10 protein-coding genes are annotated in these 13554 nt (G+C 60.6%); 4 read left to right on the top strand and 6 right to left on the bottom strand.

Going from position 1 to position 13554, the window contains the following annotated elements:
* Positions 1 to 269 precede the first annotated feature (269 nt).
* Entirely contained in the window at positions 270 to 491 is a 222-nt protein-coding gene (locus ACVWYY_RS03920) for a high light inducible protein (RefSeq protein ID WP_011433062.1), read from the bottom strand.
* 199 nt (positions 492 to 690) lie between these two features.
* Here ACVWYY_RS03920 and ACVWYY_RS03915 point away from each other — a divergent pair, with 199 nt between their 5' ends.
* Positions 691 to 1173, top strand: a complete 483-nt coding sequence (locus tag ACVWYY_RS03915; protein WP_414399942.1) for a pyridoxamine 5'-phosphate oxidase family protein — start codon at positions 691 to 693, stop codon at positions 1171 to 1173.
* A 66-nt stretch (positions 1174 to 1239) separates the two neighbouring features.
* On the opposite strand, the gene ACVWYY_RS03910 is transcribed toward ACVWYY_RS03915, so the two are convergent.
* Entirely contained in the window at positions 1240 to 2193 is a 954-nt protein-coding gene (locus tag ACVWYY_RS03910; protein WP_457403158.1) for an alpha/beta fold hydrolase, read from the bottom strand.
* A 249-nt stretch (positions 2194 to 2442) separates the two neighbouring features.
* Between ACVWYY_RS03910 and ACVWYY_RS03905 the strand changes: the two genes are divergently transcribed.
* The 3 genes from ACVWYY_RS03905 (at position 2443) to ACVWYY_RS03895 (ending at position 8647) form a co-directional block, all read left to right on the top strand.
* Complete coding sequence (locus ACVWYY_RS03905) at positions 2443 to 4698, top strand: spermidine synthase (RefSeq protein ID WP_457403159.1); 2256 nt, start codon at positions 2443 to 2445, stop codon at positions 4696 to 4698.
* Positions 4699 to 4886: 188 nt separating this feature from the next.
* Positions 4887 to 5471 carry an NADPH-dependent FMN reductase gene (locus tag ACVWYY_RS03900; protein ID WP_457439633.1) on the top strand — a complete coding sequence of 195 codons (585 nt, stop codon included), beginning with the start codon at positions 4887 to 4889 and terminating at the stop codon, positions 5469 to 5471.
* A 278-nt stretch (positions 5472 to 5749) separates the two neighbouring features.
* Positions 5750 to 8647 (top strand): GAF domain-containing protein, encoded by a 2898-nt coding sequence (locus ACVWYY_RS03895; protein WP_457439631.1) that lies wholly within the window; start codon positions 5750 to 5752, stop codon positions 8645 to 8647.
* Between the two features lie 24 nt (positions 8648 to 8671).
* On the opposite strand, the gene ACVWYY_RS03890 is transcribed toward ACVWYY_RS03895, so the two are convergent.
* The 4 genes from ACVWYY_RS03890 to ACVWYY_RS03875 form a co-directional block, all read right to left on the bottom strand.
* Entirely contained in the window at positions 8672 to 9655 is a 984-nt protein-coding gene (locus ACVWYY_RS03890; protein ID WP_414357909.1) for an energy-coupling factor transporter transmembrane component T family protein, read from the bottom strand.
* Between the two features lie 394 nt (positions 9656 to 10049).
* Positions 10050 to 12101, bottom strand: a complete 2052-nt coding sequence (locus ACVWYY_RS03885) for an SH3 domain-containing protein (protein WP_457403161.1) — start codon at positions 12099 to 12101, stop codon at positions 10050 to 10052.
* A gap of 128 nt (positions 12102 to 12229) precedes the next feature.
* Complete coding sequence (locus tag ACVWYY_RS03880; RefSeq protein WP_011433071.1) at positions 12230 to 12724, bottom strand: DUF427 domain-containing protein; 495 nt, start codon at positions 12722 to 12724, stop codon at positions 12230 to 12232.
* Positions 12725 to 12743: 19 nt separating this feature from the next.
* Complete coding sequence (locus ACVWYY_RS03875; protein ID WP_457403162.1) at positions 12744 to 13472, bottom strand: Crp/Fnr family transcriptional regulator; 729 nt, start codon at positions 13470 to 13472, stop codon at positions 12744 to 12746.
* Positions 13473 to 13554 lie beyond the last annotated feature (82 nt).

Here is a 13554-nt window from a genome sequence, read left to right as displayed (position 1 = left end):
CCCCAATGAAGCGAGAAGCCCACACTGTACCCGTAGGGTCAGTGATGGGAGTATGTCACTTCCCCCAGAGCTTGGGGTACATTTCAAACGGTAGCTGGGGTCTAGAAACATAAACCTAACCACCCGCTCTCTGCACACTCGCACAACTGCCTAGCGTTTGCACATCAGGTTGTAGAGAACTGTGCAGCAAAGTGAGGACTCCGTCCCACTATCGCGAACAGTCAATCGGCGATTAGAGACAGCCCTCTTCCTAGGAAGCGTTCTTTGGCTTATCGGCCCAGGGACTGCAGCCAGCCAATCAGGGTGGTACCGGACAGAGCTTCAAACAGGATCAGGGCAACAAAGCCGATCATCGCCAAACGCCCGTTCAAGCGCTCTGCATAGTCGGTGAAGCCCACGCGGGGGGTGCTGTCCACATACATTTCCGGCTCGATGGCGTAGTTGTTCAGCCGACCACCTTCTTCGACGACAACGGAGCGATATCGGGTCATAGGGTTCTCCTTGTGCTTTCTTCACCAGCGTAGCTCGCTTTGCATAGGATTGTAAAGTTTTATTTACAACGTTGTTGACGCCCAATGTTCCGAGCTGCCGGGCAGAGTTCAACCAGGCCAGGAACAGCCTGTAAGCAGGGTTGTGGCTCTTGTCCCAGTACAGGGGAGCTGATAATAGCAAGGGGACTGGAGGACAACCATGTCGGTGCTGGAACAGTTAAATATGCTGCTGGATGGCCAGCCGGTGGCCAGCTTGGCGGTGCTGGAGCAGGGATCCCCGGCGGTGTCGTTGGTGCCTTTTGTGGTGCAGCGGGATCCCTTGCGCTTTGCCATTGTCATCAGCGATCTTTCTGGCCACACCCAGGCTTTGCGGGCAGATCCCCGTGCCAGCCTGCTCATCCACGAGCCGCCCACCCCAGGGGATCCCCGCAGTAACCACGCCCTGCCGCGGGTGATGGTGAGCGGAGAAGCCCAGTTTCTCAGCCGCGAGGAGGCGCAGGCGCAGGGGTTTGAAGCCCTCTACCGCGCCAAGTACGAGATTGCCGAGATGATCCTGGGCTTGGCGGATTTTCACTTCTGTCAGATCGTCCCCAAAACTGGTAGCTTCATCCAGGGGTTTGGCCAGGCATTCCGGCTGAGGGGCCCCAACCTGGATCAACTGGAGCACCTTGGTCGGGCGTAGGTACGAGGATTCCAAGGGCAGCCCATGCCATTCCCCAGCACGGGGAAGCTCCTGCTGCGCCACTTCCTAGCTCTCCTCTTGCAGGGGGGGTGAGGGGATCCCGGCGGAACGAACTCCTTTTTCAGGTTTTTTGGTGGGATCCCGGATCCAATCCAAAAGCAGCGGGTTGACCAGCTCGGGGGCTTCATCCTGGGGGCAATGGCCGACCCCCGGCAATGGGATGAACCCCACCACGCAAGGAAACTCTGCCAGGGCCCGCCCCAGAGCAATGGGTTCCCAGGGATCCGCTTCCCCCCACAAGATCAAGACGGGACAGACGATCTGAGGCAAGAGATCTTCTGCCAAAGGCCCCTGAGAGTAGCGCACAAAGGCCAAAAAGACCTCTGCCGCCCCCGGCTCCAAAGCGGGTTTGAGCAAAAGCTGGATCAGCTCCTCGGTAACCGCTTCTTTGCGCCCGTAGGCTTGGAGGAGGATATTGCGAATGGCCCTAGCCTGGGCCACCTGAGCAAAGAAGAAACGACCAAAGGGGGGCCACCCCAGCAGGGATTGCAGCAAAGGGGTAAACTGGCGGCGCAGCCAGGAGACCTGGCCCCGTTTCCGCTCGTGCAATAGCCGCAGCGAGGGATCCAACATCGCTACCCCTAAAACCTGGGCTGGATCCAGAACCGCCGCCTGCAAAGCCACGATGCCCCCAATCGAGTTGCCCACCAGGTAGGCCGGCTGGCCCATCACCTCCCGCACAAAATCGGCCACCAGGGATCCCCAGGTCTCAAAGGTGTAGGGCAAAGGGGATCCCGGCAGGGGCTTGGCGGATCCCCCAAACCCCAACAAATCGACCGCATACACCTGACAGTGCTGCCCCAGCTCCGGCAAATTTTTCCGCCAATGGTCGCTGCTGGCCCCGAAGCCATGGATGAGCAACACGGCTGGGCCTGCGGATCCCGACTGTTGGTAGCGAATGGGCTGGTTACGCCAGAGCCAGCGATGCTCTGTGTTCGCGTTAGCGCTGTATGGCAACATTGGGAGTGCAGTTTGGGTTTGCGTCAGCGTTGCGATCGTGACATACTTCTGCACTCATGCTGACGCATAGAGTGCGGGGCTTCTCGGCGGTCTAGCTAACCTGAAATGACTGTGAATCCCATCTCAAGCTTCCGGGAGAAAGTGGGGAATACTGGCAGTTGAGGGTTTTGCGGTGGGTCGGCTTTGATTTGGCTAGTTGGCCTCAGCTTGTTTAGTAGCGCTTTTTGCCTCTTCTGGGGACAGTTGTTGGTGGGCAAGTTGCTGCTGCTGCTGTGGGGGGGATCCCCCCTGGTGTGGAATACCTGCCTGGCCTTTTTTCAGGCCACCCTGCTTTTGGGCTACCTGTGGGCAGATCGGCTGGGGCGCGGCCTCAATCCCAGGATGGGGGTGCTGATCCACGGGATCTTGCTGCTGGTCGGGCTGAGGCTTCTGCCCTTTCAGCTGGGGATCCCCGGCCAACCGGAAGGATGGTGGCCCCCTCTCGCTCTGTTGGCAGACTTGACTTTGGGAGCTGGAGTGCCGCTGTTTCTCCTGTCGGCGACGACGCCGTTGCTGCAACGGGGGTTGGCGGCAAGAGGGGTCGCGGGGCAACGGGAGGCTTTGGATCCCTATTTTCTCTATGTGGCCAGCAATGCCGGCAGCTTGGGCGGGCTGCTGGGGTACCCGCTGGTGTTGGAGCCTCGTCTGTCTTTGGCTGGGCAAACTCTCCTGTGGACGGGATCCTACGAGCTGGTGGCAGCCCTGGTGCTGCTAAGCGGGGTGGGTCTGCTGCTCAGTCGCAACAGCGTTGCGGAGCCACAAGAACGCGGGGCAGATTCCCAGGGATCCGGCGCTGCTCTGGGGAATTGGGCTGTTTCCTGGCGAGAGCGTTGGCGCTGGGCGGGTCTGGCTTTTTTGCCGGCGGGCCTGTTGGTGGCGGTCACCACCTTGTTGACCACCGACGTGGCGGCAGTGCCCCTGTTGTGGGCCATCCCCCTGGGGATCTATCTGCTGACATTCATGCTGGCTTTCGGGGGGATCCACCCCAATGAGTGGGTTTTGGGAACAACAGCTCTTCTGGCCTGCGGGGCGGTGGGGGTACAGGTCTTGGGCTGGGTGAGGCCCGGTTTTTTGCTTTTGCCGCTGCATCTGACCACCTTTGGGCTGGTGAGCTGGGGCTGCCACAGCCGGTTGGCTTGCCGTCGCCCGCCGGTGGAGCAGTTGACGCAGTTTTACCTGTGGCTGGCTTTGGGGGGGAGCTTAGGGGGAATGTTCTCTGCCCTCTTGGCACCGCAGGTGTTTGAGACAGTGCTGGAATATCCCCTGTTGCTGGGGATGTCGCTGGCCGTGCTGGGGGCTCAGGGGGGGCGGGTGGGCCTGTGGCTGGGGCTGGGGCTGCTCCTGCCTTTGCTGCTGTTGCACTTTCAACCGCAGGCGTTGCTGCAGGTGGGCGCTGGGGTGGGTTTGGCGTTGGGCTGGGCGGTGCTGGCGCTGTTGGTGTCAGGGGAGAGCCGTTCACAGCAGCAGAGCGGAGCCCCTGGCTGGCAGGCCAAGGTCGGTTGGGTGGGAGCAATGGCGGGGTTGGTTGTGCTGCTGGGGCAACCCTGGCTGCAGCCGGGACTGCAGGTGATCCACAGCGAGCGCAGCGCCTTCGGCCTCAACCGGATCGTGGAATACCAAACTGAGCAGGGATCCTTTCGTGGCCTTCTGCACGGCACCACCCTACACGGCAGCCAAAACTTGGACCCGGAAAAAGCGCTGGAGCCGCTGACCTATTTTTCTCGGTCTGGGCCGGTTGGGCAGGTGTTTGCGGCGTTCAGAGCCCAGACTGTGGATCCCACGCCCGCCATTGCGGTGTTGGGGCTGGGGATCGGCACGTTGGCCGCCTATGCCGAGCCAGGGGATGAGTGGACGTTTTTCGAGTTGGATCCCACCGTGGTCGATTGGGCGAGCCGCTATTTTTCCTATCTCCGGTGGGCCCAGACGCGGGCGCGGGTGCAGGTCATCCTCGGTGATGCCCGGCTCAGCCTCAAGGGGATCCCAGAGGGCAGCTATGACCTGATGGTGATGGACGCCTTCAGCTCTGACGCAGTGCCGGTGCATTTGCTCACGCAAGAGGCTTTGGCCCTCTACCTGAGCAAGCTCAAGCCCCACGGCTGGCTGCTCTTCAACATCACCAACCGCCACCTCGACCTGGCCCCGCTGTTGGCTGGCCTGGCCGGATCCCTGCAGCTTCACGCTTGGCACCAAGACCACCGGGATCTCTCCCCTGAGCAACGCCAGGCGGGGCTGGCTCCTTCCCATTGGGTGCTGTTATCGCCGCGCGACGCTTCGACGACCGCCTCAGCAGGGCGGAGCCCTTTGGCCCAAAACTCTGGAGTCCTGCAGGAACTGGATCCCTGGCAGCCCCTTTTGCCCCAGGCCGGGGATCCCGTCTGGCGGGATGACTTTTCCAACCTGCTGCAGGTGATCCGTTGGCCCCGGATCCCTTTGCTAAAGGGTATCCAGATCCCCAGTTTTGGATAGGAATCCGGCTGTTATCGCTTATGCAACGCTTCGGCGAATGCATTAGGGTTGGGGAGCAGAAAAGTTAAAGAAATCTTTACAACTCGGAGTTGGTATGAGTTATGATTGTTTGCAACGTAACTAATGTCTGCTCAGGAACCCGGCTCATGTCTCCTCTGCAAGCCCTTACTGTCGATCCTCAAACCACCATGGCTGAAGCCTCTGAGGCCCGTTTCGTGGCAATCGGGGGCAGCCTGCGGCCCAATTCCTTAACGTACCAGGCGCTGGAGGTGGCGCGGCGCGAGTTTGAGAAGTTGGGGATCCCGTTGCACATCCTCGATCTGCGGCAGATGAAGTTGCCCTTTGTGGATGGCTCGGAGTCCTATGCGGATTATCCCGATGTGGCAGTCCTACGAGCAACCATGAAGCGGGCGGATGGGATCATCCTAGCCAGCCCGGAGTACCACGGCGGCATCAGCGGCAGCCTGAAAAATGCACTGGATCTGTTGAGCTTTGAGCAACTGGAGGGCAAGGTCTTCGGGTTGATCAGCGTTTTGGGCGGCGAGAGCAACAGCAATACCCTGAACCAGATGCGCTTGATTGTGCGTTGGGTGCATGGCTGGGTAATCCCCGAGCAGATCGCCATCGGTCGGGCTTGGAACGCTTTTGATGAGCATGGCAATCTCAAAGACGAAAAGCTACAACAGCGTTTTCAACACTTTGTTCAGAGCTTGGTGACCCATACTCACAAGCTGCGGGGGATCCCAGTTGTGAAGCCTTCCCCAATGAATTAGCCGCAGGCTTCGGCTGCCCCTATTCCTACCCAGCCCCTCATCGGGGGGCTATAGTTGTTTCAAATGGCAACAAGTCCGGGATCTCTTCTCCTCACTTGTTTGCATCAGCGTTGCCGAGCAACAAAGAAGCGGTGAGCTGAGAAGGTTCATGCCAGAGATGAGCCGGGATCTGGCCGATACGGCATTGGCTTGCAGAGGAACCTGCGGAATAGCTCCACACAGGTATGGTTCAGTCTGTTCCCCCTTATTCCGATAGAGCTGGGTCTATATCTCCCTTAGTGGCCCTGCAAGCAACCTTGCAACAGATGCGAGAGCAAACAGATGCCAACGCTCTCATTCAGCTCACGCTGGAGTATGTCAAGGCAGTGTTTGGGGCGCCGCTGATCTGGCTGGCCTTTTACGATTATCAAAATCACCAGTTGGTGGGTCAGGGGGGAGTGACCCTTCTTGAGGATCAAACCCTACTGCGAGCGGTGCATCCTCTACAGCCGGGGGAGATCCTGGAGCAGGTGGTGATCGAGCAGCGACCGATCAGCCTGCCCGACCTCTCTCAGGAACCGCGCATGGGCATTTGGCAGCGGGAGGCCAGGCGACTGGGCGGGATCCAGGGCTGTTTCATTTATCCCTTCTCGGCCTACGGCCCGCTGTCGCGAACGGCAGTGAGACGGCGGCGCTGCTTGGGGATCCTGATGCTGGGATCCCAAATGTGGGGGGTTACCACCCATGAGGACGAAAAGGCTCTCCTGGGGATTTTGCTGGGGCAGTTAGCAGCCTCTCTGCAGGAGTTGGAAAACGCTTGGCAGCAGCAGACCGAAAAGCGCCTTGAGGATCCACTCCTGAAGTTGGGAACGGCGATGCGCCAGGTGGGATCCCTGCAGGAGCGGGTCAGCCTGGTGAGGCAGGAGTTACAGTCTTTTCTGGGCGCTGTCCACATTCAGGTGTATTGGCACGAGCGCGGCCAGGGGCAGTTCGTCCCCCATGGAAGCGCCCCCAAAGCTGTTGGCAACAGCGGGGGGACGGAGTCCTCTCAGCCCCCTGTTCCCAAAGGGGCTAAAGTCGGAGCAGGGCCGACAGGAGAGGTCAGCCTTTCGCTGCGGGAATTGGGGGACATGTACTACACCCTCGCCGATGGCCAGGTGGTGGTGGGCGGCACAGGGACGACTCGCTCTGAGGTTCCCCCCAAGCTGATGCAGCAGTTGCGGGCCCAGGCCGTTTTGGCGGCCCCGATTTTGCTGGAAAAGGATCTGCTGGGGTTCATCTGGGTGCAATCGGATGTGCCCCGTACCTGGCAAGCCGCTGAGCGACAGTTGGTAGCTGCTGCCGCCAATGGGTTGGCCTTGGCTGCCCCCCTAGAAAATCTGGATCGCCGCATTCGCCAGTTGGCCGATGACCAAGAGTTTGTGCAACAGGTGGGCCGCTCGCTTTACAACCCGGCGGAGCTGCAACAGGCTCTCCAGCAAGCCGTTGTCGGCCTGGCCCAGCGCCTGAAAGTCGGTGCAGTGGCCGTGTTGACGGTGGATCCCGACAGCCCCATCCCCCGCCTCTTCTACGAGTACCGCAGCGTCGCGGAGCAACAGGGCAAGCAGACTTTGCCGCAGCAGTTCAGCCCTCTGAGCGACCAGGACTGGCAGGATCTCATGCGCAGCGAGGTGGTGGTGGCAGAAAACTACGACCAAGATCTGCGCCTGCTCTCTTGGCGGCAGGAACTGGCAGGAGTTCGTTCCCTGATGCTGACCCACACCGGGGTCGGCGGTACCGCCACCACACCTGTGGAAGGGCTGCTCTTGGTGTTGCATCCCCAGCTACGGGCCTGGAGCCGGGAAGAGCGGCAACTGCTGCGGGGGATCGCCCAACAGGTGGGGGTGATCCTGCGGCAAATTCGGTCAGAACAACGCCGGCAACGACAAGAGCAATTGCTCAAGGGCCTGATCACCACTTGTTCAACCTTGCCAAACTTGGCCACCTTGTCAGATCTGTACACCACTACCACTCGACAGACGGCCCAATTGCTGGGGATCCCTCTGGCGCTGGTGGTCAGTTGGCAACCGGGGGAAAGCCGGGCTCAGCTCCAGGGGCCTTTTACTACCGCTGCCGGGACGGAGACCGGCCCCACCGAGATCGATCTGCAAGATCCCCTACTGGCCTACGCGCTGCAGTCAGCAGAACCTCTGCCGCTCACCCAGGAGCAGATCCCCCCTGCCAGCCGCACTTGGCTCAGTCGCGTCAGCGGTGCGGAGCACTTTGCTACCGGCCTGGGATCCTGGCTGCTGGTCAACACTGTCCCAACGGAATCTCAGGCGGGAGCTTTGGGAGTTTTGATCTTGGGGGCAGAAGCGGGCAAGGTTTGGGATCCCGACGAGCGGGCGGCTGTGATGTTGATCGCCCAGACCTGCGGCTGGACGGTGCGGCGCTTGCTCTGGATGCAAACTTTGCAAGAGCAGCAGGAGGTGCTCAGGGAGTTGAACTGGTACAAACACCGCCGCCTGATGGACATGCAGAATGCCCTTCTGGACAGCCTGCGCCGCCTGGGTCAGGTGCCGGAGATTCCCGGAGACGAAGCCACCCGCTGGCAAAAGGTGGTGGAGATCGGCAGAGGGCTGCGGGATCTGACCGTCTCCACAGGGCCGTTGTTGCAGTCGGAAACTTGGCAGGTGCAGCCGCAGTCGCGGTCGGTGCCCTTGGCAACCTTGGTGCGCAAAAGCCTACGCCGAGTGGAGGGCCTGACCCAAAAACGCAAGCTGTGGCCGCGGGCCCATGGGGACATGAGCATTGCCATCCAGGGGGATCCCGAACGACTGGAGATGGTGCTCTGGGAGGTGTTGACAGCCGCTATTTTGCGCAGCCCGGAAGGGGGGCGGCTGGATCTGTGGAGCCAAGCCAGCGTTCGCGATAGCGATGCGGAGCCCTTTGGCTATGCAGAGCTGCTGGTGGTGGATCAGGGCAGCTTCGACCCTCACCTGATGGCCGCCCTTCAGTTGGATCCGAACCAGGTGATCTACGCGGATCCTCTGCTCAAGTCGCCTCTATCGGTAAGTCCTGGTCTGGAACTCAGCCTGTGTCAACGGGTGGTGCAGCGGATGGGGGGCCAGCTCTCCTTTTACCTCTCTTCCGATGGGCGTTGTGTCTCTCGGCTGCTCCTGCCGATGGGCAGCGACGAGCCCCATCCCCCTGGGTAGGAAAAAGCTGTGTTGCCGGTCACCTTAGGGGGACAAGGTTCTGAGCAGCCAAAACAGGGGCAGTAGAGCCAGTAGGCCGCGATCCAGCCGCCGCAGTTGTAGGCGGTGCCAGCGCAGGGGATGGTCTGGGCCGGTCAGCCCACGGGCCTGCATTGCCATAGCCGTCTGTTCGGCACGCAGGAGCAAGTTTTCAAAAAAGCGCTCCACCAAGGCCAGCAGGGTTTGCATCCCGCCCCGGAAACTTAGGGATCCCCAGCGCACATCCCGAGTTCGCACCGCCCGCGCCAAGTTTTGCACCTCTTCCATCACCAAAGGCAGAAAGCGCAGCGCCAAGGTGAGGGTGAGAATTACTTCGGCAATCGGCCATCTCCAACGCTTGAGAGGCTGCAACCATTGGCCGATCCCTTCGGCAATTTCTTCGGGGGCCGTGGTCAACAAAAACAAATGGGTGGCGTAGAGCAACGTAAAAATGAGGGTGCCCAGCCGCAGCGCCACCGATAGAGAACGGCGGGAGACCTGAAAGGTTCGTCCCAATAGGGAAAACTGAACCAGGCGGTAGCGATAAGGAGTTTGCCAGGCACGGGTTTGCGCCCGCCAGGCACGGTCTGGGGATCCCTGTTCTACGGCCAAGTCGAAGTGCCCTGCACCGCTAACGGGAACAGCGGGGATCCCGGTCAGCCCATAGCCCACCACCTGCATATCCTGCCGTTGCGGTTGGGGAAAAACCCCCAATCCATCCGGCGCCAAGCTGGTGATCCCAAAGGTGAGCAGGCTCAGGGCCAGCACCAGGGAGAGTTGGCCCGACCAAACCCGGCGCGGCAGACGGGCCGCCACAGTTAGCAGCAGAAGAGCCACCACCACGGCCAAGCGCCAACCATTGCCGGCCAAAATGGGGCTGAGGAGAAAGCTGAGCAGCCAGGCCAGCTTAACCCGCGGATCCAGGCAATGTAGCCAGGTGCGAGGCTCTTCCAGATAAATCCCCAGCGGGGCATTGCGCAGAATATCCACAACAGTTGAGAAGGAAGCAGACTATACCCCTTAAAAGGGCGGGACCGAGAACTCCGTCCCCGTAGCGCGGTCGCAGCAGCGTTGCGGAGCAATAACAGCTGGCAGCAAGGGAGCATGACTCTAGTCAATAATAAGCTCAACTATACTGAAAATAATGTATAATATGTTCAGTACGGATTACTACCAGTTGATCTTTCTGTTTACTTTCGAGTCTGCCAACATGGTAGCCAAAGCAAAGCAGAAAATTGGTAGTAAGACGACACGGAAACTGCGCTTTGGGTATTCTACTCAAAGCTTTGCGGGATACCGCCATTCTGTTTGGAAACAAACAGGATGCTATCGCTGCATAGTTGAACAGTGATGTTCAGCAGTGTTCAGCGTAAATGTATCAGAGCTAGAGCCGTTCCACCAGACGGGTGGAGCCCGACTGGGCGGCGACCCATCCCCCGGGCGCGCCATCTCGCTCAATGCGCAGCCAGACGGGCACCTGTCCCTCCCCAGCCTGCACCTCCACCACCCGCAGCAGGGCTTGGCGTGGGGCTGTCCCGACAATGGCTCCCGTCAGGCTGGGTTGCTGGCGAATGTTGAGGCCATCGTTGGAGACCACCCGCACCTGTTGTACTCCTTGCCACTCCGCCAGAGGGCCAGTTAGCTCAGGCGGGGGAGCGGGTTCTGTCTGGCCGGGATTGTCGTTCGCGGAGGCGTCGCGTAGCGATATGTCAACCGGCGGCTGCTCAATTTGCACCTGGGGTTGCTCCAGCGGTGGTGCCGGCGGCGGCGTGAAGAGGCCCCGCAGCATTTGCCAGATGACCAGCAGGGAGAGAATGCCCACACCGACCACCCCGGCCACTCGCGTCAGCGGTGCGAAGCCCACGGCGGGAAGGGCAGGACGCTTACGGGATCCCAAGCGGCTGCGGCGGTAACGTTCCACTTCCTGCAAACCGATCGCGCCAGCTCCCTCCCGCTGAGGGGAACGGTCTTGGGCGCGTTCGCGACAGCGGTGCGGAGCACTAGAACTCTCATCCGCAAGAGCAGAGACGCCTGCTTTGGGGGTGCTGCGGTAAGAGGGCAAATCCGAGAGGCGCGGGGGTTCTGGCACCCCCTGTTGCCAAGGGGCGGGTGGGCGATACAATTCCTGGGTTGGCTCAGGACCCACCACGGCAGGCAAATGAGGTGGGGGATGGGGGACTTGTTCGCGACAGCGGTGCGGAGCACTGGGAGAGAGCATCCCTGCCGGCGGGTCTTCGCGGCTGGGCATTTCGTCCAGGTAAGCTTGTACTTGGGGGTTGTCGAAGTAGGCTTGCAACGTCACTTGGGCGGCTTCCAGACCGCGAAATTCCGGGAACACCTCCTCCTGAAACCATTTTTCTGTGAAGCGGCACAGACCCGGCAGATGGTCGGGAGAACCGGCGGAGTGTTCTTCGATAAACTGCAAGGCCTCTACTTCTTGGGTGGAGCGCAGATGGGCGAGCGCGTCTTCGGTCTGCCCCAGCAACAGACTACAGATGGCCTGCTCCAGATGCACATCCTGCCGCTGCGCCAGACGAGCCAGGTAGCCGCGAGCACGCCGCACCAGAGCCGGGCGGTTTTCCAGATAACCTGCCGCCAGCAACACCTGCACGGCCAAGTAGGCGGCCACCATCGAGGGACGCTCAGCCTCCCGCTCGAACAACTCCTGCTGTTCTTTGAGGGTGAGGTGGCGACGTACCCGTTGGATAAAGCGCAGGAAATCTTCGGTGCTGAGGCCAGAGCCATCTTGCCCCATCCCCTCGATGCCGCCCCGTTCGTCCAGCATGGCTTTGAGGAGAGCCAGTCCCTGCTGTCGCTCCCCGTTCCCATCAGCGGTGTGTCTTCCAGCTTGGGCGGGAGCACTTTGGCTGAGGAGTTGCAAAATGCGATAGGGACGCAGCTTGCCCAAATCGATGCGGATCTCCGCTTGCATCTGCGGAAAGGCCTGATACTCCTCCAGCTCCGCCAAGCCCGCCTGTAGGGAACGCGCCGCCTCTTCATAGGATCCCTGTTGCCAGGCTTCTCGACCCAGTTCCAGACGAGCGATGGCCCGCGCCAAAATGGCATCGGAACGAGCAGGGTGGCCCTGCTCCAACAGGTGTTGAGCCAAGTCCAACGCAGCCTGGTACTCTCCGGCTTCGCAATACAAGCACAGCACTCCCGGTAGGTGCGCCTCCTCCACCGTCAAGGTGGGATCCGTTGGCATGAGGTGTTCGTCGTAGTTTCGTCGTGCCTCAGGGTTCAGCAGCACAGAAGCCGCCTCTTGGATCATCTGGGCGCGAGCTTCCACAGCCTGTGGCGAGAACCCCGACAGCCAGGAGCGCTCGCCCGGCTTGAGATCGATCCGCTCCCGGTATGCCTGTTCAATCTGATGCTCATCTGCCCGTGCCGACAGCATCAAAACCCGATAATAGTCGAGGGGCACCCGCACCGTCATGGTTTTTGTCCGCGCTCTCCTGTTCGTGCCAGCGGGACGGAGTCCTTGGACAACTTACCCGCATCGACTTAACTGTAGTCCTTTTCGTGGGTAAAAGGGATCCCCCCTCGGGAATCGCTGCTCCGCCCCTACCAGTTCCAGCTACCCGGCTCTCCTTTGAAAGGGCCTACGACCTTTGAGGTGATCCAACCGCCGTAGAAATCTCCGGGTTGAGGCCGGACTCGTTCTCCACCTACCCGGCACTCCTGCACACGGCCTGGATAAAAGGCAAGGTAGTCGCGGATGGGCAAAAACGCCGGGCTGGGATCCGGATAGCTCCAGGCGGCATCTACGGCTGTTTGGGATCCGACCTGAACTGTCCAGTAGCAGGCAGCCCCTTTGAACTCACAGAAAGAGGTGCGAGAGCTGGGGCGGAGATACTGCAGTCGAACGTCGGTGGGAGGAATGTAGTAGGTAGGCGGGTGGCTGGTTTCCAGGACGCGGTAGCAACGGCGGCTTTGGGCAATGAGCTCGCCATTGAAGAGAACTTCCACCAGTTCTGTGGTGGGCTCCAGACGAGGTGGGCGCGGATAGTCCCAGACAGATTCTTGTCCTGGATGGGGAGAAATCGGTTGGGGAGACATGGGTCAATATCTTCAATATCTAAAGCAGACGGGTGGCCTCCAGCAGTTTGGCGTACCGGATCAGCAGCAAAGACTGTTGCTCCGGCAGCGGCTGAATAACCCCCTGCTGCTGCAGACGGCTCAGTACCGCCAGGGCTGTCTCCCGGCTAACTTGGCTGATATCGGCCAAATCCTGGGGGGGAGGGTAGACAATGCGCATCCCCTGGGCGGTCTTCTCGCCAAAAGCTTCCGCCAGTTGCACCAGTGTATGCACCACCCGCACTGGGGGGCTCTGCTGGTCGAGATCCGCCTGCAAGTTGGCCAGGCGCAGGCGACGGGAGAGGCTGCAGGCCAGTTGGTAGCACAGTTGCGGCTCCTGCAGCATCAGTGCTTTGAAGGTTGCCGCCGGGATCCCGGCCACCCGCAGCGGGGTTAGGGCCAGCACATCTCGCGAGCGGGGAGCTTCGTCCAGTACCGCCATTTCCCCCACCCAAGCGCCCGGCCCCAGCAAGGCAAGGGTTTTGGTGCTGTCTTGCGCCCGCAAAGCCCGCCGCACCTTAGCCCAGCCGGCGAGGATCAGATAAACTACGCTGCCCCAGGCATCTTGCATGAAGAGGACCTGTCCCGCCGGGATATCCCGCAGCTTGACCTGGGATCCCAACCATTGCAAGGACGTCGCCGAAAGTTCGGCCAACATGGGCACCGCCTTGAGCTCGGAGAGGACGGCAACAGGAGCATCGGAAGTCATGCCGGGTCGGGGTTTTACCATACCGCAAGCCCACTGTAGCCCAGTTATCAACTCAAGAGCTATCCTGCAAAAGTGCTCCTGTGTCCACCGTCCTGCCATGTGC

The sequence above is a fragment of the Thermostichus sp. MS-CIW-34 genome (assembly GCF_054060435.1).
Note: the sequence above shows the minus strand (reverse complement) of the source record. Positions and strands in the feature narration are given on the sequence as shown.

What these genes read in the sequence shown, in the direction of transcription:
- ACVWYY_RS03880 (WP_011433071.1), bottom strand. Translation starts at nt 12,724, where the DNA reads ATGTCTCCCCAACCGATTTCTCCCCATCCAGGACAAGAATCTGTCTGG.
- ACVWYY_RS03920 (WP_011433062.1), bottom strand. Translation starts at nt 491, where the DNA reads ATGACCCGATATCGCTCCGTTGTCGTCGAAGAAGGTGGTCGGCTGAAC.
- ACVWYY_RS03910 (WP_457403158.1), bottom strand. Translation starts at nt 2,193, where the DNA reads ATGTTGCCATACAGCGCTAACGCGAACACAGAGCATCGCTGGCTCTGG.
- ACVWYY_RS03915 (WP_414399942.1), top strand. Translation starts at nt 691, where the DNA reads ATGTCGGTGCTGGAACAGTTAAATATGCTGCTGGATGGCCAGCCGGTG.
- ACVWYY_RS03885 (WP_457403161.1), bottom strand. Translation starts at nt 12,101, where the DNA reads ATGACGGTGCGGGTGCCCCTCGACTATTATCGGGTTTTGATGCTGTCG.
- ACVWYY_RS03900 (WP_457439633.1), top strand. Translation starts at nt 4,887, where the DNA reads ATGGCTGAAGCCTCTGAGGCCCGTTTCGTGGCAATCGGGGGCAGCCTG.
- ACVWYY_RS03875 (WP_457403162.1), bottom strand. Translation starts at nt 13,472, where the DNA reads ATGGTAAAACCCCGACCCGGCATGACTTCCGATGCTCCTGTTGCCGTC.